General features: G+C 57.0%; 26 protein-coding genes, 1 tRNA gene, 3 pseudogenes and 1 riboswitch. Of the genes and pseudogenes, 15 read left to right on the forward strand and 15 right to left on the reverse strand.

Annotated elements, in window-relative coordinates:
* Positions 1–12: 12 nt before the first annotated feature.
* The 5 genes from cobO to ACR3ES_RS08450 form a co-directional block, all read right to left on the reverse strand.
* Positions 13–612, reverse strand: coding sequence for a cob(I)yrinic acid a,c-diamide adenosyltransferase (cobO, locus tag ACR3ES_RS08430; RefSeq protein WP_170435712.1), 600 nt, complete (start codon positions 610–612; stop codon positions 13–15).
* A gap of 56 nt (positions 613–668) precedes the next feature.
* Entirely contained in the window at positions 669–1604 is a 936-nt protein-coding gene (locus ACR3ES_RS08435) for a DMT family transporter (protein ID WP_170435710.1), read from the reverse strand.
* A 32-nt stretch (positions 1605–1636) separates the two neighbouring features.
* Complete coding sequence (locus ACR3ES_RS08440) at positions 1637–2311, reverse strand: HD domain-containing protein (RefSeq protein WP_170435708.1); 675 nt, start codon at positions 2309–2311, stop codon at positions 1637–1639.
* The gene (gene aroC / locus ACR3ES_RS08445) at positions 2295–3395 is read right to left on the reverse strand and encodes a chorismate synthase (protein WP_170435705.1); all 1101 of its coding nucleotides are present in this window, start codon (positions 3393–3395) and stop codon (positions 2295–2297) included. Before aroC ends, ACR3ES_RS08440 begins: the two co-directional genes overlap by 17 nt.
* Positions 3396–3517: 122 nt before the next feature.
* On the reverse strand, positions 3518–3958 hold the full coding sequence (locus ACR3ES_RS08450) for a 6,7-dimethyl-8-ribityllumazine synthase (protein WP_170435703.1): 441 nt from the start codon (positions 3956–3958) through the stop codon (positions 3518–3520).
* A 127-nt stretch (positions 3959–4085) separates the two neighbouring features.
* Positions 4086–4233, reverse strand: a riboswitch (FMN riboswitch).
* A 55-nt stretch (positions 4234–4288) separates the two neighbouring features.
* Between ACR3ES_RS08450 and ACR3ES_RS08455 the strand changes: the two genes are divergently transcribed.
* Positions 4289–4903, forward strand: coding sequence for an FMN-binding negative transcriptional regulator (locus ACR3ES_RS08455; RefSeq protein ID WP_170435701.1), 615 nt, complete (start codon positions 4289–4291; stop codon positions 4901–4903).
* A gap of 24 nt (positions 4904–4927) precedes the next feature.
* Here the strand turns inward: ACR3ES_RS08455 and ACR3ES_RS08460 are convergent, their stop codons facing one another.
* Complete coding sequence (locus ACR3ES_RS08460; protein WP_170435699.1) at positions 4928–5377, reverse strand: cytochrome c family protein; 450 nt, start codon at positions 5375–5377, stop codon at positions 4928–4930.
* A 488-nt stretch (positions 5378–5865) separates the two neighbouring features.
* Between ACR3ES_RS08460 and petA the strand changes: the two genes are divergently transcribed.
* From petA to ACR3ES_RS08475, 3 genes are read left to right on the forward strand one after another with little or no spacing between them, the layout of a single operon-like run.
* Entirely contained in the window at positions 5866–6450 is a 585-nt protein-coding gene (petA, locus tag ACR3ES_RS08465; protein WP_170435697.1) for a ubiquinol-cytochrome c reductase iron-sulfur subunit, read from the forward strand.
* A gap of 11 nt (positions 6451–6461) precedes the next feature.
* Entirely contained in the window at positions 6462–7805 is a 1344-nt protein-coding gene (petB, locus tag ACR3ES_RS08470; RefSeq protein ID WP_170435695.1) for a cytochrome b, read from the forward strand.
* A 17-nt stretch (positions 7806–7822) separates the two neighbouring features.
* Positions 7823–8605: a cytochrome c1 gene (locus ACR3ES_RS08475; RefSeq protein ID WP_170435693.1), complete on the forward strand. Its 783-nt coding sequence runs from the start codon at positions 7823–7825 to the stop codon at positions 8603–8605.
* 107 nt (positions 8606–8712) lie between these two features.
* Here ACR3ES_RS08475 and mtaB read toward each other — a convergent pair whose 3' ends face one another.
* Both mtaB and dapF read right to left on the reverse strand, forming a co-directional pair.
* On the reverse strand, positions 8713–9978 hold the full coding sequence (mtaB, locus tag ACR3ES_RS08480) for a tRNA (N(6)-L-threonylcarbamoyladenosine(37)-C(2))-methylthiotransferase MtaB (RefSeq protein WP_170435690.1): 1266 nt from the start codon (positions 9976–9978) through the stop codon (positions 8713–8715).
* Complete coding sequence (gene dapF, locus ACR3ES_RS08485; protein WP_170435688.1) at positions 9975–10817, reverse strand: diaminopimelate epimerase; 843 nt, start codon at positions 10815–10817, stop codon at positions 9975–9977. Before dapF ends, mtaB begins: the two co-directional genes overlap by 4 nt.
* 210 nt (positions 10818–11027) lie before the next feature.
* Between dapF and ACR3ES_RS08490 the strand changes: the two genes are divergently transcribed.
* Positions 11028–11103: transfer RNA gene (locus ACR3ES_RS08490), tRNA-Lys, on the forward strand.
* Positions 11104–11304: 201 nt separating this feature from the next.
* On the opposite strand, the gene ACR3ES_RS08495 is transcribed toward ACR3ES_RS08490, so the two are convergent.
* Positions 11305–11517, reverse strand: a complete 213-nt coding sequence (locus tag ACR3ES_RS08495) for an RNA 2'-phosphotransferase (protein WP_480425565.1) — start codon at positions 11515–11517, stop codon at positions 11305–11307.
* 387 nt (positions 11518–11904) lie between these two features.
* On the opposite strand from ACR3ES_RS08495, the gene ACR3ES_RS08500 reads away from it, so the two are divergent.
* Together ACR3ES_RS08500 and ACR3ES_RS08505 are read left to right on the forward strand one after the other, a co-directional pair.
* Positions 11905–12810, forward strand: a complete 906-nt coding sequence (locus ACR3ES_RS08500; protein ID WP_170435687.1) for a hypothetical protein — start codon at positions 11905–11907, stop codon at positions 12808–12810.
* A 44-nt stretch (positions 12811–12854) separates the two neighbouring features.
* Entirely contained in the window at positions 12855–13445 is a 591-nt protein-coding gene (locus tag ACR3ES_RS08505; RefSeq protein ID WP_170435685.1) for an RES family NAD+ phosphorylase, read from the forward strand.
* Positions 13446–13524: 79 nt separating this feature from the next.
* Here ACR3ES_RS08505 and ACR3ES_RS08510 read toward each other — a convergent pair.
* Positions 13525–13641 (reverse strand): annotated as a pseudogene (locus ACR3ES_RS08510) (LysR family transcriptional regulator); the annotation flags it as partial.
* 441 nt (positions 13642–14082) lie between these two features.
* Entirely contained in the window at positions 14083–14556 is a 474-nt protein-coding gene (gene hisI, locus ACR3ES_RS08515) for a phosphoribosyl-AMP cyclohydrolase (RefSeq protein WP_170435681.1), read from the reverse strand.
* A gap of 81 nt (positions 14557–14637) precedes the next feature.
* Here hisI and ACR3ES_RS08520 point away from each other — a divergent pair, with 81 nt between their 5' ends.
* From ACR3ES_RS08520 to ACR3ES_RS08545, 6 genes are all read left to right on the forward strand, one after another.
* On the forward strand, positions 14638–15741 hold the full coding sequence (locus ACR3ES_RS08520; protein ID WP_480493402.1) for a CobW family GTP-binding protein: 1104 nt from the start codon (positions 14638–14640) through the stop codon (positions 15739–15741).
* Between the two features lie 3 nt (positions 15742–15744).
* The gene (locus ACR3ES_RS08525; protein WP_480634713.1) at positions 15745–16377 is read left to right on the forward strand and encodes a cysteine--tRNA ligase; all 633 of its coding nucleotides are present in this window, start codon (positions 15745–15747) and stop codon (positions 16375–16377) included.
* Positions 16284–17084: a DALR domain-containing protein gene (locus tag ACR3ES_RS08530; protein ID WP_480634714.1), complete on the forward strand. Its 801-nt coding sequence runs from the start codon at positions 16284–16286 to the stop codon at positions 17082–17084. Before ACR3ES_RS08525 ends, ACR3ES_RS08530 begins: the two co-directional genes overlap by 94 nt.
* The gene (gene yidD / locus ACR3ES_RS08535) at positions 17081–17326 is read left to right on the forward strand and encodes a membrane protein insertion efficiency factor YidD (RefSeq protein ID WP_170438356.1); all 246 of its coding nucleotides are present in this window, start codon (positions 17081–17083) and stop codon (positions 17324–17326) included. Before ACR3ES_RS08530 ends, yidD begins: the two co-directional genes overlap by 4 nt.
* Positions 17327–17405: 79 nt before the next feature.
* Complete coding sequence (locus ACR3ES_RS08540) at positions 17406–17732, forward strand: transcriptional repressor (protein WP_480425567.1); 327 nt, start codon at positions 17406–17408, stop codon at positions 17730–17732.
* Between the two features lie 31 nt (positions 17733–17763).
* Positions 17764–19086 (forward strand): dihydroorotase, encoded by a 1323-nt coding sequence (locus ACR3ES_RS08545; protein ID WP_480425204.1) that lies wholly within the window; start codon positions 17764–17766, stop codon positions 19084–19086.
* Between the two features lie 362 nt (positions 19087–19448).
* On the opposite strand, the gene ACR3ES_RS08550 is transcribed toward ACR3ES_RS08545, so the two are convergent.
* From ACR3ES_RS08550 to ACR3ES_RS08560, 3 genes and pseudogenes are all read right to left on the reverse strand, one after another.
* Entirely contained in the window at positions 19449–19856 is a 408-nt protein-coding gene (locus ACR3ES_RS08550) for a cytidine deaminase (RefSeq protein WP_170437780.1), read from the reverse strand.
* A gap of 57 nt (positions 19857–19913) precedes the next feature.
* Positions 19914–20567, reverse strand: a complete 654-nt coding sequence (locus ACR3ES_RS08555) for a DUF1826 domain-containing protein (RefSeq protein ID WP_170437737.1) — start codon at positions 20565–20567, stop codon at positions 19914–19916.
* Positions 20564–21773 (reverse strand): annotated as a pseudogene (locus tag ACR3ES_RS08560) (GTP-binding protein). Before ACR3ES_RS08560 ends, ACR3ES_RS08555 begins: the two are co-directional and overlap by 4 nt.
* Positions 21774–21919: 146 nt before the next feature.
* Here ACR3ES_RS08560 and ACR3ES_RS08565 point away from each other — a divergent pair.
* Both ACR3ES_RS08565 and ACR3ES_RS08570 read left to right on the forward strand, forming a co-directional pair.
* Positions 21920–22381 carry an NAD(P)-binding domain-containing protein gene (locus ACR3ES_RS08565; RefSeq protein WP_170437741.1) on the forward strand — a complete coding sequence of 154 codons (462 nt, stop codon included), beginning with the start codon at positions 21920–21922 and terminating at the stop codon, positions 22379–22381.
* 55 nt (positions 22382–22436) lie between these two features.
* Positions 22437–22748, forward strand: a pseudogene (locus tag ACR3ES_RS08570) (NAD(P)-binding domain-containing protein); the annotation flags it as partial.
* A gap of 266 nt (positions 22749–23014) precedes the next feature.
* On the opposite strand, the gene ACR3ES_RS08575 reads toward ACR3ES_RS08570, so the two are convergent.
* Positions 23015–24223: a GTP-binding protein gene (locus tag ACR3ES_RS08575; protein ID WP_170437743.1), complete on the reverse strand. Its 1209-nt coding sequence runs from the start codon at positions 24221–24223 to the stop codon at positions 23015–23017.
* Between the last annotated feature and the right edge of the window lie 181 nt (positions 24224–24404).

Raw genomic sequence — 24404 nt, forward strand, 5'->3', positions numbered from 1 at the left:
CATCCGGCGGATCTAGTAATCCAGTCCGCGTTGCGCCTTGATTCCTGCCTGAAACGGGTGCTTTTCTTCGGTCATTTCCGTCACCAGATCCGCATAGTCGCGCACGGCTTGCGGCGCGTCGCGTCCCGTCAGAAAAACGCTGGTCCGTTCTGATCGCGCATCAAGCCCCGCGATCACCTGCTCGACCGACAGGTATTCATAGCGCAGGGCGATATTGATCTCATCCAGCACAACAAGATCGTACTCGCCACTGGCCATCAATTCGCAGGCCTTCTCGAAAGCTGCGTTCGCCGCCGCGATGTCGCGTTCACGGTCCTGGGTGTCCCAGGTGAAGCCGTCACCCATCGTGTGCCAGGTGACCAGATCCCGCTCCTGAAAGAAGCGCCGCTCGCCGGTTTTCCATTTGCCCTTGATGAACTGTACAACAGCCACCTTTTGCCCCCAGCCCAACGCCCGGATCACCACGCCGAAGGCCGCCGAGGATTTGCCTTTGCCTTTACCGGTATTGACCATAACCAGCCCGCGCCCGGGGTCGACCGCCTCGGACACTTTCTTGCGATGCTTGGCCTGCACCTTTTTCATCTTTTCCTTGTGATCCTGTGCGTCGCTCATGGGGCACCTGTTTTGTCTGTCCGGCCCAACCTAGGGAAAGTTTGCGAAAGGTAAAGTCACGCTTTGGGGTCGGTGACTGATCGGGCCTTGCCGCGTTCCAGCCCAAGTTGATGTTCACGCCAGATCACCACAACATTGCCGGCAATCACCAGCGCGGCGCCCGCGAGGATCGCAATCGTCGGCAATTCTCCAAACCACATGTAACCGATGACAATCGCAAACAGCATTGTGGTGTAATCGTAGGGCGCCAGCATCGACGCCTGCCCAAACCGGTAGGACGACGTCACGAGGATTTGCGCCACGCCTCCGGTCAGGCCCATGGCGATCAGAATCACCAGTTGTTCCCATGTTGGGGTGGTCCAGCCCCAAAACACCGTCAGCCCGGACAGCAACGTTCCGGTTACACAAAAATAGAACACAATCGCCGCTGGGTGGTCGACCTGCACCAGTTGCCGGATGTGAATCTGGACAAAGGCCCGGGCCATCGTTGCCGCCAGAACGCAAAGCGCGCCCAGCGTGGCGGCGACTTCCATCTCGGTGCTGCCAAGGCGGGGCCAGATCATGATCAGAACACCCAACAGTCCCAGCACAACTGCTCCGATTCGGATCATGCGGATGCGTTCACCCAGCATGACAGCCGCCAGAATAAGGGTGAAGATCGGCGTGGCATATCCAATTGCAGTCACCTCGGGCAAGGGCAGCAGGCTGAGGCCGGTAAAGGTCAGGCCCATTGCGCACGTGCCTAATACGCCGCGCCAGAAATGGCCCATGGGTTTCTTGACGACAAAACCTTGTGTCAATTCGCCGCGCGCAATCAGCCAGATGATGATCACGGGGATCGCAAACAAAGAGCGAAAGAAGACCAGCTCTCCCGGCGGAAAATCTTCGGACAGTGCTTTGACCAGAGCCGACATTGACGTGAACAAAAACAGGGCGCTGAGCTTCAGCGTCACGGCAAGAATGGGTCGATGCGATGTTAAGGATTTTGCCATCGGCGCGACCCTGCGCCTTTGCGGCGCAAAGATCAACGGGTCGGGTCGAGCGCGGCCCATTGGGCTGGCAGGGCGGTTCCGATTTCGTCGGCAAACTCTTCGAGATATCGGACCAAGCGCTGCACGCGTTGCTGCGCCAGCCGTTTGCCGGTGGGCGTCAGCATGTCTTGCGGCAAAGCCAGCAGTTTGACCTTCCAATGGTCGATGGAATACCGCAGGTCGTCGAGTGGCCGACCTTCCGAGAACGGGTCCGCCGGATCATAGAGAACACGGCCCATGGCACCAGAGACCGAGAAAGTACGTGCGATGCCAATTGCGCCAAGCGCATCCAGACGGTCGGCATCGCGCAGGATACAGGCCTCGGGCGTCTCGGGCGGGATTCCGGCCGAGTAGCTATGTGCTGCAATTGCATGCTGAACGGCCTGAATTTGCGCTGCATCGAACCCAAGTTCCGCAAGAATGGGCTCTGATTGAGCCGCTGATTTGCGGGAAGCAAAGTGACGATCCGGATCGTTTTTGGACAGGTTGACCAGATCGTGCAGATAGCTCGCAGCCAGCAATACCTTTGTGTTGGCAGACCGGTCCGCTATGGCCTGCGCATTCACCCACACGCGGTCAAGATGGGCAAGGTCGTGGGCCGGGTCTGTGGTCATACGCTGCGCCACAATCGAGCGCAGCCGGGCGCGCAGGTTAGCCAATCTGTCCACGGTTTTCACCAATCTGGCCGCGATGCAGCAGCAGGTGGTCGAGGATCACACATGCCATCATGGCCTCACCCACCGGCACGGCGCGGATACCGACACAGGGGTCATGGCGACCCTTGGTGATGATCTCGGTCTCTTCACCAGATTTGGTGATGGTCTTGCGGGTGGTCAGGATCGATGAGGTCGGTTTGACCGCAAAGCGCACCACGACGTCCTGCCCGGTCGAAATACCGCCAAGAATACCACCGGAGTGATTGCTGCTGTATTGCGGGCCGTCTTGGCCCATGAAAATTTCGTCGGCGTTGGCTTCGCCCGTAAGCTCTGCGGCCGCCATGCCCTCGCCAATTTCGACGCCCTTGACAGCGTTAATCGACATCATCGCGGCGGCCAGATCAGTGTCTAGCTTGGCATAAACAGGCGCGCCCAATCCTGCAGGTACGCCGCGCGCCACAACCTCAATCACGGCACCGACCGAGTTGCCGGATTTACGAAGTTCGTCCAGATAGACGGCCCAGTCCTCGGCTGCCGTGGCATCCGGGGTCCAAAACGGGTTCTGCTCGATCTGCGCCCAGTCGAAATTGTCGCGATCAATTCTGCGTGGACCCATTTGCACCATGTAGCCGGTGATCTGCACGTTTGGCGCGATCTGCCTGATCGCCTCGCGAGCCAGCCCGCCTGCAGCAACCCGCGCTGCGGTTTCGCGGGCCGAGCTGCGCCCACCTCCGCGATAGTCCCGGATCCCGTATTTCTGCCAATAAGTGATATCGGCGTGACCCGGACGGAACTTGTCCATGATGTCGCCGTAGTCCTTGGAGCGTTGATCGGTGTTTTCGATCATAAGCTGAACCGGGGTGCCGGTCGTCTGGCCTTCGAACACGCCCGATAGTATTTTCACCTGATCGGCCTCGCGCCGCTGGGTGGTGAACTTACTCTGTCCCGGTTTGCGCTTGTCCAGCCAGTGCTGGATCATGTCTTCGTCGATTTCCACACCCGGCGGGCACCCGTCGACGGTCGCACCCAGCGCCGGTCCGTGGCTCTCGCCCCAGGTGGTGACGCGAAAAAGATGTCCAAAACTGTTCATCGACATGGGGCGTGCTCCTTTGCGGGTCGTGATTAGCGGGGAGTTCCCGTGTCCTCAAGCGGTTTCGCCGGTCATAAGGCACCGCCCGGGGTGGGCGGTGCAATTGAGTATTTTTGAAAAGATGAAGCTCAGGCGGCCTGCGCCACGGCTGCTCGGGCGGTGACAATGCCCAGAGCGGCACGCGCTGCCTCGCGACCTTTTTCAACAAAATGCGCGCGGTAGATCGCATTGTGATGACCTGTCTCCTGATAGTGGTGTGGCGTCAGCGAGACTGACAGGACAGGAACACCAGTATCGAGACCTGCGCGCATCAGCCCATCGACAACGGCTTGCGCGACGAAATCGTGCCGGTAGATTCCGCCATCCACCACAAAGGCGGCGCAGGCTACGGCGGCATAACGCTTGGTCTGGGCCAGGTCCCGCGCCATCAGCGGCATTTCGAACGCGCCGGGGACGTCAAAAACGTCCACTTGGTCGGCTGGGATCAATTCTAAAAATCCATCGAGCGCCCGGTCGACGATATCGGAATGCCAGTTGGCTTTGACAAACGCATAGCGGGTGTGTGTCATCATGATCTCCTTTCAGTTTGGTGGCCTGCTGGCGGTCGCGAAAACCGGTTCCCATTTTTCGCTGCCAGCCCGGCATGACACGTCACCCAAGGCGATCACGAGCAGCCGTGCCGCCTTGCGACACGCTGCGCGTTCTCTTTCATCCGGACTGTAACCGTCGGCTCTGGCCTCTCACCAGATCTGCTGACACCCCGATGGTCGGGGCCGCTCGCGGGCTGGCGGGTCGTGGCCCGCATACCGCCGGTGGGGAATTTCGCCCCGCCCTGAGAACAGGATGGAGCTTGCCAAGCCGCGGACGGTTCTGCAAGAGGGATCGTCAGGAGGACAGGCATGCATCCCAACCCCGCTTTCCGTGCCGAGGACCAATCGCGGCACATCGCTTTCGCACGAGACCGCGCCTTTGGTGTCTTGGCTATTTCGACCGCCGAGGCGCCCCTGCTGAGCCACGTTCCGTTCTTGCTGAATGAGGATGGGTCTCTGGCCGAGTTGCATCTTGTGCGCTCGAACCCGATCGTGAGGCTACTGAAACAGCCGCAAACCGCAAGGATCGCAGTCACGGGTCCGGACGGCTATGTGTCGCCCGACTGGTATGGAATCGATGACCAGGTGCCCACCTGGAACTATGTGGCTGTGCATCTGACCGGCCAGATAGAGATGCAGCCGCAAGACACCCTGCTGAATCTGCTGGACCGGCAATCTGCGTTCTATGAAGATCGTTTGTTGCCCAAGCTGCCCTGGACGACCGGAAAGATGTCAGACGAGGCGCTGGCGAAAGTGATGCGGATGATCGTTCCCTGCAGGATACGGATCAATGACATTCAGGGCACGTGGAAGCTGAACCAGAACAAGACCGAGAATGCCCGCCTGTCTGCAGCCAAACAGGTGGACGCGTCGGGTTTTGGCAGCGAAACCGCGCGCCTGTCTGCACTGATGCACAGCACATGACAAGCGTGGGTTCTATCGCTGACACTATTGCGCATTGAATGTGGCAAGATAGGCCGCGATGTCGTCTGCGCCCTTCCTGAGTTTGACGCTCATGTTGGGGCGGGCCGTTTCGTCATTCAGAAACTCTCGTATGAAGCCGATCGGATCCTCGGAATAGGCCGCGATGTTTTCCTGGGTCCAGACAAGGCCTTCCTCACCTGCGCGGATCATGTCATCTGTGAACATGCCGATGGGCAGACGTTCACTGCCATAGCGGTAGTCGTTTTCGGATCCGGCAACACGTCCGATGACGCCATAGAGATTTGGCCCGGTGATTCCACCTTTCACCAGAACCTCGCCATCCTTGATGATGGCATGGCAGGATGAGCATCGATTGTAGAGTTGTTCGCCTTTTGCCGGGTCACCCGTGGCAGCAGCCTGGGTGGACAGAGCTATTGTGAAGAAGGTGGCGATAATAAAAGTGTTCTTTGGCATTTGGGTGAGGCTCCTGAGGGGAGTTCGCGCTTATTCGCGCTCTCGGGCATTCCTCAAACAAGTGCAACAGAAATCAGTCGCTACCATGTGGAGTAAAATATTCATTTAAAATTAATTATTTAATATGCAACACTTCGCCTTAAAGTAGAGGCAGGGTCGCCGTATTTTGGTCATAATTTCAGTCGGAAGCGCGTGCGCCCGCACGAAAAACGGATTTTAACACGCCGGTTCCATGCGATCTTAGCGGGGGGCGAATCGGCATCGTTCGATTCTTCATCACAGTCTTCTTGGTGAGGCTTCTGTAGGTGGCATAGCAAGGAAACGGCCCGCAGCAGCATGACTTAATACGCGGATGCGGCGTATTGCGCGTTTAAGACCGCTGGACGAACTGTATTCTCCCCGATACATAGCTCGATTAAGACGCCGCTTACGTGCGGTGAGCGAGCTATATGCCCGTGCGCGGGCGCCAGAAAATCGGAGATAACCTCGTGTCCCACGCTGAAGACCACGAAGGCACCCGCAGAGATTTCCTCTACTACGTCGCAGGCGGCGCGGGTGTTGTTGCGACAGGGGCTGCAGTTTGGCCCTTAATCAACCAGATGAACCCTTCGGCGGATGTGCAGGCGCTGTCCTCGATCCGTACGGATGTCAGCGGGGTCGAGCCGGGCACGCAGTTGACGGTGAAATGGCTGGGCAAGCCGGTCTTTATCCGCCACCGCACGGGTGCCGAGATCGCAGAAGCGCAGCAACAGGACGAGGAAGGGATTGGCGCACTGCCAGATCCGCTGGCCCGCAACGCAAACCTGAACGCTGATGCGCCTGCAACGGACGCCAACCGCGTGATGCCCTCACCCGAGGGTGAAGCGCCGGGTGCCTGGATCGTTCAGATGGGTGTCTGCACCCACTTGGGATGTGTGCCGCTGGGTGATGCCGGGGACTTCGGCGGGTGGTTTTGTCCCTGCCATGGATCGCACTATGATCTAGCTGGACGTATTCGCAAAGGCCCCGCGCCTGAAAACCTGCCGATCCCGCCTGTTGAATGGGTGGACGCGACAACCATCAAGCTCGGCTAAGGGAGACCCAAATGTCAGGAATTCCTCACGATCACTATGAGCCGAAGACAAAAGGCGAGAAGTGGCTAAACAGCCGCTTGCCCATCGTCGGCTTGATGTACGACACCCTCATGATCCCGACACCCAAGAACCTGAACTGGATGTGGATCTGGGGCATCGTTCTGACGTTCTGTCTGGCCTTGCAAATCATCACCGGAATCGTTTTGGTGATGCACTATACGCCGCATGTCGATCTGGCATTTGCCAGCGTTGAACACATCATGCGCAACGTGAACGGCGGATACATGATCCGCTATTTGCACCAGAACGGGGCCTCGTTGTTCTTTGTGGCCGTCTATATTCACATCTTCCGTGGCCTGTTCTACGGGTCCTACAAGGCCCCGCGCGAGGTGACGTGGATCATCGGGATGCTGATCTACCTGATGATGATGGGCACGGCCTTCATGGGCTATGTCCTGCCATGGGGTCAGATGTCGTTTTGGGGCGCAACAGTGATTACCGGCCTTTTTGGCGCGATCCCATTCATTGGCGATGCGATCCAGACCTGGCTGCTGGGCGGACCCGCCGTGGACAACGCCACGCTGAACCGTTTCTTCTCGCTGCACTACCTGCTGCCGTTTATCATCGCGGCTCTGGTGATCGTGCACATCTGGGCCTTCCACACCACAGGAAACAACAACCCTACAGGTGTTGAGGTACGTCGCACGTCCAAGGCCGATGCCGAGAAAGACACGCTGCCGTTCTGGCCGTACTTCGTAATCAAGGACCTGTTTGCGCTCGCTGTGATCATGGTTGTGTTTTGGGCGGTTGTCGGCTTCATGCCGAACTATCTAGGCCACCCGGACAACTACATCGAAGCCAATCCGCTGGTCACACCGGCGCATATCGTGCCCGAATGGTACTTCCTGCCGTTCTACGCGATCCTGCGGGCCTTCACCGGTGAAGTTTGGGTCGTTCAGTTCGCCAGCTTTATCACTGGCGGCATCATCGACGCGAAGTTCTTTGGGGTTCTGGCCATGTTCGGCGCGATCCTGGCCATGGCGCTGGCGCCCTGGCTGGACACGTCGAGCGTGCGTTCAGGTAAGTACCGTCCGATGTTCAAATGGTGGTTCTACCTGCTGATCATCGACTTCTTTGCCCTGATGTGGCTGGGTGCGATGCCTGCGGAAGAACCTTACGCGACCTTCTCGCTGATCGCGTCAGCTTACTGGTTCGCCTATTTCTTCGTGATATTGCCGCTGCTGGGTGTCATCGAAAAACCCGACACGCCACCCGAAACCATCGAAGAAGACTTTGACGCCCATTACAAAAAACCGGACGTCGAACCCGAAGCCGCAGCGGCGCCGGCCGAGTAAGAAGAGGGACCGGACCTATGTTTAAGAAACTTGCAATCGGTGCCGCGCTTGCTATCGGCCTTGCCCCTGTCTCGTCTTACGCGGCAGGCGCCTACGACACGCATATCGAGGATTTCGACTTTTCGTTCGAGGGCCCTTTCGGGACCTGGGATCTAAATCAGCTCCAGCGTGGCCTTCAGGTCTATACCGAAGTCTGCGCGGCCTGCCACGGGCTGCAATATGTCCCGTTGCGCGATCTTGAGGCGCTGGGCTTTTCGGAGGAACAGGTCATTGCCTATTCCGCCGATAACTTCGAAGTGTTTGATCCCGAATTGGACGATTTCCGTCCGGCGATCCCAACCGATCACTTCCCTGCCAATACCGGCGCTGGCGCACCGGACCTGAGCCTGATGGCAAAGGCACGTGCGGGTTTCCATGGGCCGTATGGTCTGGGCATCAATCAGTTGGTCAAAGGCATGGGTGGCGCGGAATACATCGCGTCGCTGTTGGATGGCTACACGGGTGAGGAAAAGGAAGAAGCCGGAACGATTCTCTATGAAAACAAGGCGTTCCCCGGGGGCTGGATTTCGATGGCCCCGCCAATGTTCGATGAGCAGATCGACTTTGCGGACGGCCACGATAATTCGGTCAGGGCCATGTCAGAAGACGTGTCCGCCTTTCTGATGTGGGCGGCGGAGCCCAAAATGATGGATCGAAAGAATGCCGGTTTTGTCGGCGTGATCTTTCTGACGGTCCTGTCGGTTCTTCTGTATCTGGTCAACAAGCGCCTGTGGGCGCCGATCAAAGGCAGAAAGCACTGAGGCCAACTTATTCGGTTCTTTAACACTAACCTCCGCAACCATTGTTGCGGAGGTTTTTCGTTTTCATCAGCGTCGAACGAAGGGCCCTTGTCGCGACCCTTGGCCCCCTAAACGGGTATGGCCTGCAGTTGGGTCGCCGCTGCGCCGATAATATCGGCCTCAATGATCTGGCCTTCGGCCTGTGGGGTGTCAAACATCACTTCGGTGAACTGCTCTGTGCGACCCATCCGTTCGTTTTCCATCAATACACGATGGCGTTTTCCGACCTGCGAGAACAGATGCTTGGCCACCTGCGCATCGCCTATCGCACGCAGGCGCGCCGCCCGTTCCTTGATGGTCTTTCCGTTCACCTGCTGCGGGATACGCGCCGCAGGCGTGCCATCGCGCTTGGAATACGGAAACACGTGCAGCCAGGTCAGATCACAGTCTCGTACGAGCTTCAGCGAATTCTCGAAATGTGTGCCCGACTCGGTCGGGAAACCGGCGATGATATCTGCCCCAAAGGTCATGTTCGGGCGCAGCTTGCGGGCTTCTTCCGTAAAACGGATTGCATCGTCGCGCAGGTGGCGACGCTTCATTCGTTTCAGGATCAGGTCGTCGCCATGTTGCAGCGACAGGTGCAGATGCGGCATCAGGCGCGGTTCAGACCCGATGGCCTGCATCAGGTTTTCATCCACCTCAACTGAATCGATCGAACTGATGCGCAGCCGGGGCAGATCCGGCACCAGTCTCAGGATGCGCATCACCAGATCGCCCAGCTTGGGCTGCGCCGGCAGATCAGCACCCCATGAGGTCAGGTCTACGCCGGTCAGGACCACCTCATTGTAGCCCTTGTCGACCAGTCGTTTGATCTGATCCACCACGACGCCCGCAGGAACGCTACGCGAGTTGCCACGGCCGTAGGGTATGATGCAAAAGGTGCAGCGGTGGTCACAACCGTTCTGAACCTGCACATAAGCGCGGGACCGGGTGCCGAACCCGTCGATCAGGTGCCCGGCCGTTTCGGTAACGGACATGATGTCATCCACCTGAACCGCTTCGGTATCGCCGATGAAATTTGCAGCCATACCTGTCCAGGTTTCTGGCTGCATCTTCTCGGTGTTGCCAATGACTGCGTCGACCTCGTCCATTTGCGCAAAGGTCTGCGGTTCGGTTTGCGCCGCACATCCTGTCACGATCAGGCGCGCGTCCGGGTTTTCGCGCCGCAGCTTACGGATTTCCTGCCGCGCCTTGCGCACGGCTTCGGCAGTCACAGCGCACGTGTTCACGATGACCGCATCGGTCAGGCCTGCCTGTTGCGTCAGGTCCTTCATCGCCTCTGTCTCATAGGCGTTCAGGCGACATCCCAGCGTGGTAAACTTCGGCGCCGTCATTCCAGAGACTCCAGGAACTCGGGCGTGAGCATTCCCGAATAAACATGACAGGTGGGCCCGGTCATCCAGACACCGTCATCGCGCCAGTCGGTCCAGATGGTTCCGCCGTCCAATTCGATCTGCATCTTGCGTCCGGTCAGGCCGCGCCGCACAGCAGCGACAGCTGTCGCGCAGGACGAGGAACCAGAGGCGAGCGTGATCCCCACGCCCCGTTCCCACACGCGCATGCGGATATGATCTGCGCCGATGACCTGCGCCACCTGAACGTTGGTGCGTTCCGGGTACAGCGGGTGATATTCATATCTGGCACCGAACTCTTCCAGCGGTATGGCCTCGGCATTTTCGACAAAGAAGGTGCAGTGCGGATTGCCCATACCGGTAGCTGTAGGTGCGCCTTCGATGGGCAATTCGAGCGTATCCACCTCTTCACGCAACGGAATATCCTGCCACGCGAGCTGTGGTTGCCCCATGTTGACCGAGGTCAGACCTTCTCCAGCGTCTTTCGCCATCAGGGTTCCGCGTTCTGTCGTCAGCTTCAGTTCTGGTTTTCCGCTCTCATCCATAAGAAACCGCGCGATACAGCGGGTCGCGTTGCCGCAGGAGGCCGAGGTTGATCCGTCCGCATTGTAGAAGACGAGATGTGCATCGAATTCGCCGTTCTCAATGACCGCCAGCTGGTCGAAGCCGACGCCGAACTGCCTGTGCCCAATTCCCTTGGCCAACTCAGGTGTCATGGCCACCGGCTGCGCGCGCGCATCTACAATGACAAAGTCATTGCCCAGCCCGTGCATCTTCATGAAGGGCAAACCGTTGCTGTGTATCCGTCGCATAGCGGGCATATAACGCCGGTCCGATTTTGTTTCCACCCTGTCGCGCAGATTCCTCAAAAAAGGGGTTGACCCCCCCGCACCTGCTGCCTAATTAGGCCGCCTATCGGGGCGCCTAAAACACATTGAGTTTAGGCGAAACGAGGCGGGATATAGGGACTTGCACCCGGTCGGGAAAATACCCTAGAGAGCGCCACGGATCGCAATGATCCAGCAAAGAGTGGGCCGTTAGCTCAGTTGGTAGAGCAACTGACTTTTAATCAGTGGGTCGCAGGTTCGAATCCTGCACGGCTCACCACTTTTCATAATGAAAGATGACACGAAGTTTGTCTCTTTTGGCAGGATTCTGTCGCTTTTTAGCGCAGATCAGTAGAATTTGCACGTAGCGGGTTTTGTGTGTGCTGCGGATTTTGGCGCTCTCGATAGTATTCAGACAAAACCGCGTTCATAGCTGACCATTTGCCAACTGTTCTCGTTTCTATGCAGTCTTCCCGAAGCCCTAGTAGTCCGCTGGCACTTTGTCAGTGAGCCAAACGCCGTTGTCGGCGCAATAGAACAGAAACCCGTCCTCAAACATTCGTTGCGCCTCAACTCTTAGGACGACTGGTTTTCCGTGTCTTTGGCCGACGCGTTCAGCCGTGTCGGGATCCAAAGAGAGGTGAACTTGATGACGACGCCCAGGGTTTAGTCCGTCTGAGAATATTGCATCCAGATTTGCACTGGCTGTGCCGTGGTAGAGCTCGTCAGGCGGACATCCGCGGTTCTAGGCCCAGGTCCACATTGACTGAGTGACCTTGAGCTGCCCTGAGGCGATTGCGCGTCAGGAGGACATCACGGCGCAAGAGGAGATGCGTTTCGGTGAGATCAAGCGGGACGACAAAGGAGTGGGAATTGGCCGGTAGTATTGAAATGAACGGAACGCCCTGCAAGCTCTGAGGGACACAGGATTTGCAAGTCAGGCGTTCACCGAGGCCGCGCTTTGGCTTCCCTTTCGGCCATGTCCGGACATCGCGTGGAATGAGAGCCTCAAGAACGCTGTAAGACCGACAGGGCTCGACAAAGAGAACGGATCGCAGAAACCAAGTTGGAACCGAGCGTCTTGAAATCGCGCATGGCAAGCGCTATATATGCACCATACGCAACAAATGCATCGATTGCATCAAATGCACTTCTATGGTATCTTACGACAAAGGAGAGCAACATGGCACGATCAAAGGCGGAAAGAAGCCCGGCACAGAAGCTTGTTATGCTGGAAAGCTATATGCAATCGCTTGAGGCGGGAACGGCCACGCAACCGCTTCCGACGGTTGGTGATCTATTGGGAAGCCGCGTGGATCGTGTGAGGCTTTGGAAAAGCGGAAACGAGCCGCTTGTGAAAGTCATGGACGTTACTCTGCCCAAACGGCCCCATAGAGCTTGGGGCAAAGCCAAAAAGGTGAGAAGTAGCAAAGACACTGACTTACTGCAGATCATGGATGAGATCGATGATCCGGAGATTGCAGTGGATTTGACCATGGATATGGAAAGCGGTGCGGTCTCGCTTGCTGTGGAGATGGAGCCGGCGCTCGTTGGTCAGGATTTGTCTTTGCTCGCCAAAGCGGGAGCCGGAGAAGAGTATCCAACCTTCGAAGACGAGCCGTTCGATAACGCCTATTGGTCCGCAGAGGAAGCGGCTGAGGAGTTTGGTGTCGCAAAGACGACGATTACGCGAAGGATCAAGAAAAACGAGCTCATTGGGTTTCGTTTGTTCAAGAATGCGCTTTATGTTCCGAAGGACCAAATGGTCGGGCATTTGCCAATCAAAGGACTGTCAGACGTGCTTCGTCTCTTTGGAAACGAGCACTATGAGGCGTGGAAATTTCTAACCTCCTCGGTTTTTTACGGCGAAGAGACCCCGCGACCTCTGGACAGATTGAAAGCTTGCAAGTCGGAGGAAGCCTTAAAGGCATGTTTGTCAGAACTTGAAGCCGCGAAGGAAGGATTTGACTATGGGGATCATATGTGAGGGCGTCTGATCTTCTAAAACTAAATGCTGCTCAGAAACGATCAGTGGCCGGACTGTTTGGTGGGCTCACCACAGTCCGGCCACTCTCGAATTTTATACGCGTTATTCCTACGGCAAACGCTGCGACGCCCCTTGGTTTTGGGAACGGGACAAGCCGCTTCAGTCCACGAAAGCTTCGCTCGAGGCCGACACCTCCCTTTGGATTGATTTATGGAACCGTCGATCTGGCGACGGGGGTCTATGAGACCATTGTCCGAGACAGTTTGGACATTCTGCCGTCGCGCATAGTGCGGCCACTGGATTACAACACGCGCTCAGCTATCAACTTCTCGACCAGACGGGGCGGAGGACTGAACCTGCTCGATCTCACAGCGGGCAATGCGGCGCGGTTTGGTGTGCCGACCGATGTGATCCGATACTCCAATCACAAATCTGGCCAGTTCTTCTCGGAGTTTGTCCATGCCGAAATGCCAAGCATAGATGGCCTTCTCTATACGAGCCGGTTTACCGAGTTGGTATGTGTTGCGGTTTATGATCGCGCTTTGACCAAACTCGTGGCAGCGCCAACCGTACCGCCTCTCAGGAAGGCACTGCTGCAACCCATCATGGCGCCTTGGAATATTCAGGTGACCTGAGCGCATTCGAATGCACTTGCTGTCAGGCGGCAATCGGCGGAAGAGAGATGCCGAGAGACGCTTCGAGGCGTTTCACCTACTGGCTTAAGGCGCCAGCGGTCACACCTAGCTCAGCAGCGGCTGCTTTGAAGCTCATATGTCGCGCGGCGGCTTCGAAGGCTTTGAGGCCGTTGAGAGAGGGAAATCGATACGTCATTTTGCACCGTTTTTTGCTTTCGTACCCGACGGGCATTCCACGTAGACTGAGATTTTCTAAGCCTGTCGCTCAAATAATGTCGTTTGAGCGAAAACCTGCCAGGTCGTACGTTTTCAAGTGTTGAAGAGCGGGGAGACTACGATGCGGATGCGCGTGCCGTACTCGATGACGAAGACCGCCTTCGCATACTCATCAGATGGATCGTGGATGTTTACCATCATGCGCCTCACTCCGGCTTGAACGGGCAAAGCGTGGCACCTCTCGCGTCATCGCCCGCCGTATCCAGCGCTTTGCGATCGGCATGGGGCGGCCGTCGGGATCGGTGCTGCTTGGGCAAGGATCACACCATCTTGGACAATCACGCACCCGACGGGTGGGTTCGGCCAGACATGGTCGCGCACATCCTTGGCCAGGTCCAAGGCATGCCGCATGAAGGACGGGTCAGAGTTTGGTGGGGTTGGGGACATGGCCATAGACCTCTAAGGGATCAAAGGTCTTTTTGTCTTCAAGAAACTTCAGCGGCTGTCCGGCACTATCTGCGACGGGCACAGAACGGTAGAAGCAGGAGCGATACCCAACATGGCATGATGCGCCCGACCCCGACACAGAGACGCGCAGCCAAATCGCGTCCTGGTCGTCATCGATCCGGGCTTCGACGACCTTCTGGACCAGCCCGGATGTTGCGCCTTTGTGCCAGAGGATCTGTCGTGCGCGGCTGAAGTAATGCGCTTCACCCGTCTGGATGGTCAACCGAAGTGCTTCCTCATTCATCCACCCCAACATGAGAACTTCGCCGCTACTGGCGTCTGTTGTGATGCATGGCAAAAGCCCATCGGACCCAAACTTCGGGGCCAAATCTGTTCCTTCTTCGACTTGTTCGACGGAGTGGCGGAGTTGAAATTCGACTGTGCTCATACTGCTGCTCTTGTGAGGTGTTACTTTATAACATAAACTTCTTTGCGCAGGATGTCTAAGATGTAAAGGGGCATGGCAGATATGGACACACAAGACACACGCGTACCGGTTACATTGCTTACGGGGTTTCTGGGTGCGGGGAAAACCACCTTGTTGAACCACCTGATCAACGACCCCAAAGCGGGTCGGACCGCGGTGATCATGAACGAATTTGGGGCTGCGGGATTGGATCATGACTTGATCGAAGCGTCCACCGAAGAAACGATTCTGATGCAATCGGGTTGCCTGTGCTGCACGTTTCGTGGCGATATTGCCAAGACGCTTGGAAAGCTAATGGCGCGCAAACATAGTGGCGAGCTTTCCTTTGACCGCCTCGTCATCGAAACAACGGGGATCGCGGAACCCGCACCGATTGTGCAAACTCTGGTCGTCGACAAACTTGTGCCGCACTATTACCGCATGGATGGGATTGTCACCGTTGCCGACGCGGCGACGGGCGCAAGCACGCTGGAAACCCAGGTGGAAGCGGTCAACCAGATCGCACTGGCTGACCTGATTGTCGTGACCAAGTCAGATCTCGTGTCCGAGGGCGCTCTTGCGGAATACGAGGCACAGGTAAGCCGCATCAACAGCTCTGCGCCGCGCATCTACGCAGACCACGGTCACGTGCCAACAGGCGCTCTCTTCGGCCTCTCCGCCTTGCGGGAAGACGTGAACCCAGAGGACATCGCAAATTGGATTGGGAAGGTCGAGAAGCCCCATACGCATCACCACGGCGATGATCACCATCACCATCACCACGGCGATGATCACCATCACCATGAAAACCAAATCGTTTCTGCCTCAATCGAAGTGCCTGACCCGATCCCCGCCAGCGTTTTTGATTTCTGGCTCGAAATGCTGATCGCGCTCAAAGGCCCTGATCTTTTGCGAATGAAGGGGATTGTGCACGTCGACGGGATGGATTGGCCCTTCGTGTTCCATGGCGTCCAGCACATCTTCGATGCACCTGTGCTCTTGAAATCCTGGAGCGGCCAAGACGCGACAAGCCGGGTCGTCGTAATTGCGCGAAACATGAATCAGGAGGAGCTTGACGCAAGCCTGAACATGCTCCGAATGCAACCAAATGAGGTCGAGACGGCCACCGACGGTATGATGCACGAAACGGTTGAGATGCAGGTCTGACGGATGCTGCACCTCTTCAATTCCATGGGCCGCAAGGTCGAGCCGTTCTCCCCAAATCATCCCGAACATGCGCGGATGTATGTCTGCGGGCCAACGGTTTATTCCTACGCCCATATCGGCAACGCCAGGCCTGCCGTGGTGTTTGATGTTCTGGCAAGGGTCCTCAGCGCACAGGTGCCGAAGGTCACCTACGCCCGCAACATCACGGATGTGGATGACAAGATCATCGCAGCGGCCTCTGAAAGAGGCGTATCCTGTAGCGCGATCTCGGCAGAGTTCACCGAGGCCTATCACGAAGACCTCGCTGCACTGGGTGTTGCCCCGTCTGATATTGAGCCACATGCAACGGCGCATATTGGGCCGATGATCGAGATGATCGAAGGGCTCATCGCCGAGGGCAAAGCCTATGCAGTGGAAGGCCATGTGCTCTATCACATCCCAGCCTTTCCTGACTACGGCAAGCTCTCAGGTGCAAACCCGGATGAAATGCTCGCGGGCGCACGGGTTGAGGTGGCCCCTGGAAGCGGGACCCCCGCGACTTTGTGTTATGGAAGCCGTCCGTTTCAGATCAACCGGGATGGGACAGCCCGTGGGGCTTTGGCCGGCCCGGCTGGCACATTGAGTGTTCCGCAATGATCCGTGCGCATTTGGGCGAGCAGATCGACATTCACGGCGGGGGCATTGATCTGCGCTTCCCGCATCATGAAAACGAGATTGCGCAAGGCACCAAGGCAAGGTTTTGGGTCCACAACGGTCATGTGACGGTGTCGGGTGCCAAGATGTCCAAGTCGCTCGGTAATGTTCTTTTGGTGCGCGATCTCCTCAAGGACGCACCTGGCGAGGCGATCCGCTATGCGCTGTTGTCCGCGCATTATCGGCAGCCGCTCGACTGGACGCCCGAGACACCCAAGGCTGCACGCGCGGCTCTTGATCGGCTCTATGGCGCATTGCGCGACCAACCGGCGGCAGACCCTTCACCTGATGATATGGCTTCTGTTATGGCCGCGCTTGATGATGATTTGAACACCCCAGCTGCCTTAGCCGCCTTGCATGCCCTCGCGGGGCAGCTCCATTCCGAAGACGACCCAAGCCGACGCGCCCAGATCGCGGCAGGTCTACGTCAGGCAGGCGGTTTCCTCGGTCTACTTCAGCAATATCCATCAGCATGGGCTCAGGCGGGCGCTGGTGAGGTCGATCAGATCGAGGCGCTCGTTGCAAAGCGCGCGCAAGCACGCCTTGATCGTGATTGGCCACGCGCAGACGCATTGCGCGATGAGCTATTGGCACTTGGCGTTGAAGTCGAGGACTCCGGCGGTGAGAGCCGTTGGCGGATGCGCGCATGAGGGGTTTCTTCACATGGCTCCTGATCCTTCCGATCCGTGGCTACCGGCTCATCCTCTCCCCTTGGCTTGGTCACTCATGCCGCTTTCAGCCAAGCTGCTCTGTCTATGCGATCGAAGCTCTGGAAACCCATGGTCCTCTTCGCGGCCTATGGTTAACGCTTCACCGTTTGGCACGCTGCAATCCATGGGGCGGATCAGGGTTTGATCCGGTGCCACCTGTAAACAACCCCCAGATCAAATGAAGCTAAATGTTCCATGACGAAACGCGGTGAACAAGTGCCGGCCGAGATACTCGCCGTGCTCAAGGCCGCCAGTGGCGCGATGTCCGCCTATGATGTGTTGCGCCGATTACGGGCATCACACCCAAAGATAGCACGGCCGACCGTCTACAACGCACTTGCAGCATTAACCAAGATCGGTCGCGTTCACAGGGTCGAGTCCCATAAGGCCTACATCGCGTGCCAATGCGATGGCAGTCATCAATCGGCGGTACTGTCTATCTGCGACGAATGCGGAACTGTTGAAGAACGCACCGCCCCAGGCCTTGTCGAGAACCGCTCCGGCTTCGTTGAAGAAACGGGTTTCCTGCCGCAGCGTCATATCATTGAGGTGCATGGATTATGCTCGTCCTGCGTCTCCGGCACCTAGGTTAAGGTCAACAAAAAGCGAACAAATGCAGATGTTTGAAACCATTTTTCGAAACGGCATCGTCGTCAACCATGACGGCATCCATGAAACAGATATCGGCGCGCAGAACGGACGGATCACCGCTTTGGGTGACCTGTCGCGCGCGGCTTCGGAAACCGTGGTGGATTGCAAAGGCCTGCACGTTCTCCCAGGTGTCATCGACACCCAGGTTCATTTCCGCGAGCCGGGTCTGACCCACAAAGAGGATCTTGAATCCGGATCGCGCGGTGCTGTCCTGGGCGGCGTGACGGGCGTGTTTGAGATGCCCAACACCAACCCGCTCACAACAACACGTGAGGCATTCGAAGCCAAGATCGCCGCTGCAACGAACCGTATGCATTGCGATTTTGCTTTCTACGTGGGTGGAACGCATGAAAACGTCTCAGAGCTTCCTCTGCTGGAGAAGCTGCCGGGCTGTGCAGGTGTAAAGGTCTTCATGGGGTCGTCGACCGGGTCACTCTTGGTCCAAGATGATGACGGGGTGGAAGCGATCTTGAATGCGATCACCCGCCGTGCCGCGTTCCACAGCGAAGACGAATACATGCTGGAAGAGCGCAAAAACCTCCGCATCCCGGGAGATCCGTCGAGCCATCCTATCTGGCGCTCGCCAGAGGTCGCACTGACCTGTACAAAACGCCTCGTTGCCCTTGCGAGGAAAACGGGAAAGCGCATCCATGTTCTGCATATCTCAACCGGCGAAGAGATTGCCTTTCTAGCGGACCATAAGGATGTCGCCAGCGTCGAGGTCACGCCGCATCACCTGACGCTCGACGACACCGCCTACGCACGTCTTGGCACCTTTGCTCAAATGAACCCGCCTGTGCGCGACAAGTCACATCAAGAAAAGATCTGGGAAGGCGTGGCAAATGGTGTCGCGGATATCCTGGGGTCCGATCACGCCCCGCACACGCGCGAGGAAAAGGAACGCCCCTACCCACAGAGCCATTCCGGCATGACCGGCGTGCAGACGCTTGTACCGACCATGCTGAACCATGTGAATGCGGGTAAGCTGAGCCTGGAGCGGTTTGTCGATATGACCAGCCATGGTCCCAATCGCCTTTTTGGGACCGACGGAAAAGGCCGCATCGCGGTGGGTTACGATGCGGACCTCACGATTATCGATCTGAAACGCAAAGAGACCATAACCAACGATTGGATTGCGTCCCGAACAGGTTGGACGCCATACGACGGCGTCACGGTGACCGGCTGGCCAGTAGGAACGGTGGTGCGTGGGCATCGGGTGATGTGGGAAGGTGAACTCGTAACACCAAGCACTGGGCAACCGATGCGTTTTCTTGAAGCTTTGCCGGGTTAAAGCGTCCCGGCAAAGCACAACGCAAGCGCTGGTTGGTGAGTTCGACATATCCAATCGTCGGGTCGGCAGCCATTATTCTTGGCGTGCCTCATAAACTTTTCGAGAAGAGTGAATTTGGTTCGCGCCAAGTTCTATGTCATCTGACGGCTTTACGATTTTCTGGGGTGAAGCCACGATGACAATCCCTCACGGCGGAACGGGTTTATTGAAATCACCAAGAGTTCTGTCCAAGTCGGTGCGACGGTATCAAAGGTGTCTGCGCCGACAAAACTCACCCCCGAAACTTACGCCGAATTTGCCGAGGATTGTGCGCGGATGCGGCGACATTTATCGGCGGCCGTCGCGCAGTTGGCCCAGTGCACTTAGCTACGCGTCATATATCCAGCATCAAATGCACCTGGCAAAAGGTCACCAATCGTCGTCGCCTCCTCCTTACCATCTGTGGTGCCCATCCAAACGGTGACATCGTCCTTGCCGAATTCCTTGAGGCGCTGACGGCAGGCACCGCACGGGGGAACCGGCTCCGGGGAATCTGCGATCACGTAAGCCTCAATAACTTCGGTCTCGCCAGCGACGATCATGGCGGCAAGCGCTGCCTCTTCGGCGCAGGTGCCCACCGGATAAGCAACGTTCTCGACGTTCGCACCGATGTAAATCTTGCCTGAAGCAGCGCGCATTGCCGCACCCACCTTAAAGCTTGAATAGGGCGCATAGGCATTTTCACGTGCGGCCATTGCGGCCTGGCGCAAGTCAGGGGCAGAGTTGGGCATCAGCATTGGGCATTCTCCTTGAGGCATTGTGGGATGAAATCGTCGTGGCGTATCTTGCTAATGCAGGTGCCCGTCGAATTCATCTGCTTCGATGTCCGAGATAGGGTCCAGGACAAGCACAAGCCGCGTTTCCCCAGTGCCCTCGATAGGGGGTGATCTGTGCAACAAACCGGGTTCCGCTGTGCTTCGCCAAGAGGTGCCACGCAGGATCATAGGAGAGCCTGTCGGAACGTCATGAATGTCCTTAGGTTCGCCGCCCATAGCACCGTTGCCATACTGCGTTGCACAACCGCGGTACGTGCAGATCAAACGCGCGGCCAATGCGTCGATGTGGAATTTACGGCACGCGTTGGTCTCAATCACGTCAAGCCGCAGTCGAAGGTACCGGCTGTCCATAATGCTGGAAAACATGGCCGCCAAGGCAGCTATGTCATCTATCAGCATCGTACGTTCGTCACAGTCAGGCAGAGCGTAAGCCTCCAATAAATCGGCCATGGCGTCGCGCACCATCTCTGCGCGCAGCATGATCCGTGCGCGGGGCAAATCCACTGGATCCAGACTATCAATCCAATTCTGGAACTTTGCAGCAGGTTCGCGCTTCCAGATCGCGGCAGAACACGCGGGGTCTTTGATAGATGCCAAACCTTTGGGCGTCGTTGTCAGGGTAACACCGGCGCAGTGTTCTCGGGCCAGGCTTTGGTGCAGCGTCATGCGGCCTCCTCAGCGCGGCGCCAGATCGGGAATGGGTCAGGAAAATCGGGAAGGGCGTCAGGACCAGGTGCCAAATGTTCTGGCACAAGGCAGGAATCGAGCGATGCCGTCAAAGCCGGCCAGTCGATCCCGGCCCCGATAAACACCAATTCTTGGCGCCGATCACCCCAGGGTTCCCGCCAGTGCTCGGCCATATATGCGCGTGCGCTTTCATGGGTCGGCCAACGCTCTTGAGGAACCGAAGCCCACCAGGTGCCCAGTGGCTGGATTGAGGACAGGGTCCCAGCAAGCGAGAACTCTGCCACCCAACTTGGGCGGGTCGCTATCCAAAAATGCCCTTTTGCCCGGATTACCCCAGGTAGTTCGCCTTTGAGAACGTTCAGTATTTTTTGGCTCAAAAGGCTGGCGGGCGCGATAGACAAAGCTTGCGACGCCGTATTCCTCGGTTTCGGGTACGTGGTCGGCAAAGCCGTAAAGTTCCTTGGCCCACATAGGATGCTCATGGGCCTTTTCGAAATCGAAAAGCCCGGTATCCAGGATGGCATCGCTTGAAACGTCGGAATGATCCGTTTCGATGATCTTGGCGTCTGCGTTGAGGGACCGGATGATCTGCCGCGCTGCGCTGACTTTTTCGCGCCCAGCATCCGTGACCTTGTTGAGGATCACGACGTCAGCAAATTCGATCTGTTCGACGAGGAGATTGACCAGCGTGCGTTCATCTTCTTCGCCTAGCGTCTCTCCTCGGTCACTCAGGAAGTCCTGACTGGAGTAATCCGCTGTAAGGTTCACCGCATCAACAACCGTTACCATTGTGTCGAGGCGCGATACATCGGACAGGCTTTCGCCGAACTCATCACGGAAATCGAAGGTCGCAGCGACGGGCAAAGGCTCGGAGATACCGGTTGATTCGATCAGCAGGTAATCAAAGCGCCCCTCTCCAGCGAGGCGTCGCACCTCCTCAAGGAGGTCATCGCGCAACGTACAACAGATACAGCCGTTGGACATTTCAACCAGTGTCTCATCGGTACGGCTCAGTTCCGTATCCGCTCGCACAAGATCGGCGTCGATATTCACTTCTGACATGTCGTTGACGATGACAGCAACACGACGGCCCTCGCGATTGTTCAAAACGCGGTTCAAAAGGGTGGTTTTTCCTGCCCCAAGGAAGCCGGAAAGGACGGTGACGGGGAGACGTTGGTCTGGCATGGAGAACTCCGGCTTAAATTTAACGTTACAGTATTACATATGACACATCCAAGGAATGCAACCACCGGAGTTACATATCTTCAATCCAAATCATACAGCCCGGATTGTCCGTCCCAGCCAAGCCCAGAAACAGGACGATCTGTTCCATGGTTTATGACGCAGAAACAGGCTTCCCGGACCAGCTGAGCATTGCCATCGTTGGAGCCGGCCCCGCCGGGCTCGGTGTCGCCTTACTGTTGCGCGATTTGGCTATTCCAGACGTTTGGGTATTTGAACGAGGTCAGATCGGACAGAGCTTTCGTGATTGGCCGAAAGAGATGCGGCTTTTGACCCCGTCATTTCCCAGCAATGTCTTCCGCGTCACAGATCTGAACGCAGTCAGTTTTGACAGTTCTCAACGTTGGTCTTTACGCAGCGAGCACCCAAACGGTGCTGCCTATGCGCAATACCTTGAACAGGATGCCGATGTATTTGGGGTGAATGTTCAATGCGGCTTGGACGTGTTTTCGATTGAGCCAATCGACAATGGCTTCACGCTTCAAACCAGCCGCGGCAAGGTGACGGCCAACTACGTCATCTGGGCCTGCGGGCACTTTGGTGCCCAGTGATGCAGGTCTGCCCGGCGCCAGTCTCGGGCGGCACTAAGGTACAGTCGATCGCTGGGACGATATCGAAGAGGACAAGATCTACGTCATCGGCGGTTACGAAAGCGACATCGACGCCGCCATCGGACTTGTGCAAAAGGGCAAGGATGTCATCGTTCTGGATCGCGGTGCGCCCTGGCTTGATGACGACAAAGACCCCAGTCGAAGCCTTTCGCCCTATTCCCAGCGGGCGTTGTTCTGTATGACAATGGCCGCCCGAAAAAGACCTTTGATGCTGTCCCTTACAGCCATCGCAATCCCAAATCAGCCGTTGGTGCTAGCTGTTGTCGCGGCGCCATGTTGTTCGAAACACCGCTCCTTGCAGACCTGAACCAGATCTTGCTCAAGCTCAGACCGGAAAGGTGAAACCAATATGTCTTTTGGCCCAGCTCCTACGAAGACTGGAAACACTGCATCACTGTGAAATGCGATATCCCGCTGACGCAAGAATATGTGACCGAGCGCCTCGCCGAACTGAATAATCACTCAGATTATCAAACGTAGAAGTGTATTGATCGTTGGGGCGCCGCTCATTATGCGCGCACTGTGGCTTGGTTTGAACTGGCCGCAAAAGAACTCACTGAGGACTAAAGTTTACTAAGGGCGCAAGCTCGCGACGGTCTTGGGCCAAGGGTCTGCGAAGTCTTCGCCCGCCTGCCACGCCGCGGTCTCATCATCGGTACAAAAGCAGGTCTGCAAAGCTTCGACAAAGGCATCGAGTTCTAATTCGTCGCCGATCACCGTCAGTTGGCATCGTCGGTCGCCAAAATCGGGATGTGCCTGGGTGAGCTTGGCGCGCATCGCGTCTTTTTCCCATGCTGACAGGTTCAGGCTGTCATCCTCCAGCGCACTGATCTTCCAGTAATTCACGATCTCCAGCCCGACGCTGCCGCCGGTTTGATTCCACAACAGCATTAGGTTGTCGCGTGTCGGCAACCAGAAGAACCCCTTGCTACGGTAGATGCCGATCCCTAGGGCCTGCGTGTAGACGTTATAAAGTCGTTGCGGGTGAAACGGGCGTGGGTCGCGCAGGACCCGGTTTCCGATCTTATACGTTTCGGGTTGAGCCATGGGCGCGGCCTTGTTCTCTGCGTCCCACGCGGCGAGTTCCTTTCCAAACGCATTGATCCGCTCGTAATCGTAGAACGGCATGGATAGAATGGTTTCTAGGCGCACGTTGCCCCACTGCATGGCCAGCATATCGGCGCGCGGGTTGAGCGGATGCACGGCCTCGGCCACCTGTTGAAGCACTTCACGCGATACTTTGTCGGATTTGCTCAGCAGCAGGCGATTGGCAAACATCACTTGTTCGGCCAACAAGTTTGCAACACCTCGCCGTCCGGCGGCCAAATTTTGGGTGGCCACCGGGTGGATCGCCCGCCCGAAGTCGTGGTCCTGCTGCAAAACCACCGTATCTACGACGGATAAAAACCCGTGCAAGCGCAGCTGAGGTAGGGCCCGAATAGCTTCCAGCATTGGCCACGGATGGGTACTGCCAGAGGTTTCGATCAAAAGATGTGTGACCTCTCCATCTTCAAGAACCTTTTGGACGGCTTCGCGGAATTCGGGGAGTCCTTCATCACTGCTGATACTTTTCCCGGGGACTGACACGAAATGCGGACTTCTGCGTGAGATAGACTCACTGGAGTCGAGCACAGAGCCGTCCACATCCAATGTGCTCATCTCGTTAACGATGATGCCCAAGGTCACATCGTCCAGCTCTCGCGCCTGTACCAGAAGGCTTTGCATTAATGTGGTTTTGCCCGCGCCGAGAAAGCCGTTTACAATTGTGGTCGCTACCGGCATGTGCAGTTCCTGCTTCTGATCTTTGGGTGTTGCTTAGTAACATTTTAGTAAGGCTGAAATCAAAAACGCGCTAGGTTCGAGCCGTTGCTGCAATATCGTTACGAATGTGCACTCTTACAATTGCTAGCTAGGGTAGGGGCCAATGTTAATGGCCGGAAAATCACCGAAGTGCGTAAGATTT

The organism is Ruegeria sp. B1 (assembly GCF_056535885.1).

What these genes read in the sequence shown, in the direction of transcription:
- cobO (WP_170435712.1), bottom strand. Translation starts at nt 612, where the DNA reads ATGAGCGACGCACAGGATCACAAGGAAAAGATGAAAAAGGTGCAGGCC.
- ACR3ES_RS08435 (WP_170435710.1), bottom strand. Translation starts at nt 1,604, where the DNA reads ATGGCAAAATCCTTAACATCGCATCGACCCATTCTTGCCGTGACGCTG.
- aroC (WP_170435705.1), bottom strand. Translation starts at nt 3,395, where the DNA reads ATGTCGATGAACAGTTTTGGACATCTTTTTCGCGTCACCACCTGGGGC.
- ACR3ES_RS08450 (WP_170435703.1), bottom strand. Translation starts at nt 3,958, where the DNA reads ATGACACACACCCGCTATGCGTTTGTCAAAGCCAACTGGCATTCCGAT.
- ACR3ES_RS08455 (WP_170435701.1), top strand. Translation starts at nt 4,289, where the DNA reads ATGCATCCCAACCCCGCTTTCCGTGCCGAGGACCAATCGCGGCACATC.
- ACR3ES_RS08460 (WP_170435699.1), bottom strand. Translation starts at nt 5,377, where the DNA reads ATGCCAAAGAACACTTTTATTATCGCCACCTTCTTCACAATAGCTCTG.
- petB (WP_170435695.1), top strand. Translation starts at nt 6,462, where the DNA reads ATGTCAGGAATTCCTCACGATCACTATGAGCCGAAGACAAAAGGCGAG.
- ACR3ES_RS08475 (WP_170435693.1), top strand. Translation starts at nt 7,823, where the DNA reads ATGTTTAAGAAACTTGCAATCGGTGCCGCGCTTGCTATCGGCCTTGCC.
- mtaB (WP_170435690.1), bottom strand. Translation starts at nt 9,978, where the DNA reads ATGACGGCGCCGAAGTTTACCACGCTGGGATGTCGCCTGAACGCCTAT.
- dapF (WP_170435688.1), bottom strand. Translation starts at nt 10,817, where the DNA reads ATGCCCGCTATGCGACGGATACACAGCAACGGTTTGCCCTTCATGAAG.
- hisI (WP_170435681.1), bottom strand. Translation starts at nt 14,556, where the DNA reads ATGAGCACAGTCGAATTTCAACTCCGCCACTCCGTCGAACAAGTCGAA.
- ACR3ES_RS08520 (WP_480493402.1), top strand. Translation starts at nt 14,638, where the DNA reads ATGGACACACAAGACACACGCGTACCGGTTACATTGCTTACGGGGTTT.
- ACR3ES_RS08525 (WP_480634713.1), top strand. Translation starts at nt 15,745, where the DNA reads ATGCTGCACCTCTTCAATTCCATGGGCCGCAAGGTCGAGCCGTTCTCC.
- yidD (WP_170438356.1), top strand. Translation starts at nt 17,081, where the DNA reads ATGAGGGGTTTCTTCACATGGCTCCTGATCCTTCCGATCCGTGGCTAC.
- ACR3ES_RS08540 (WP_480425567.1), top strand. Translation starts at nt 17,406, where the DNA reads ATGTCCGCCTATGATGTGTTGCGCCGATTACGGGCATCACACCCAAAG.
- ACR3ES_RS08545 (WP_480425204.1), top strand. Translation starts at nt 17,764, where the DNA reads ATGTTTGAAACCATTTTTCGAAACGGCATCGTCGTCAACCATGACGGC.
- ACR3ES_RS08550 (WP_170437780.1), bottom strand. Translation starts at nt 19,856, where the DNA reads ATGCCCAACTCTGCCCCTGACTTGCGCCAGGCCGCAATGGCCGCACGT.
- ACR3ES_RS08555 (WP_170437737.1), bottom strand. Translation starts at nt 20,567, where the DNA reads ATGACGCTGCACCAAAGCCTGGCCCGAGAACACTGCGCCGGTGTTACC.
- ACR3ES_RS08565 (WP_170437741.1), top strand. Translation starts at nt 21,920, where the DNA reads ATGGTTTATGACGCAGAAACAGGCTTCCCGGACCAGCTGAGCATTGCC.
- ACR3ES_RS08575 (WP_170437743.1), bottom strand. Translation starts at nt 24,223, where the DNA reads ATGCCGGTAGCGACCACAATTGTAAACGGCTTTCTCGGCGCGGGCAAA.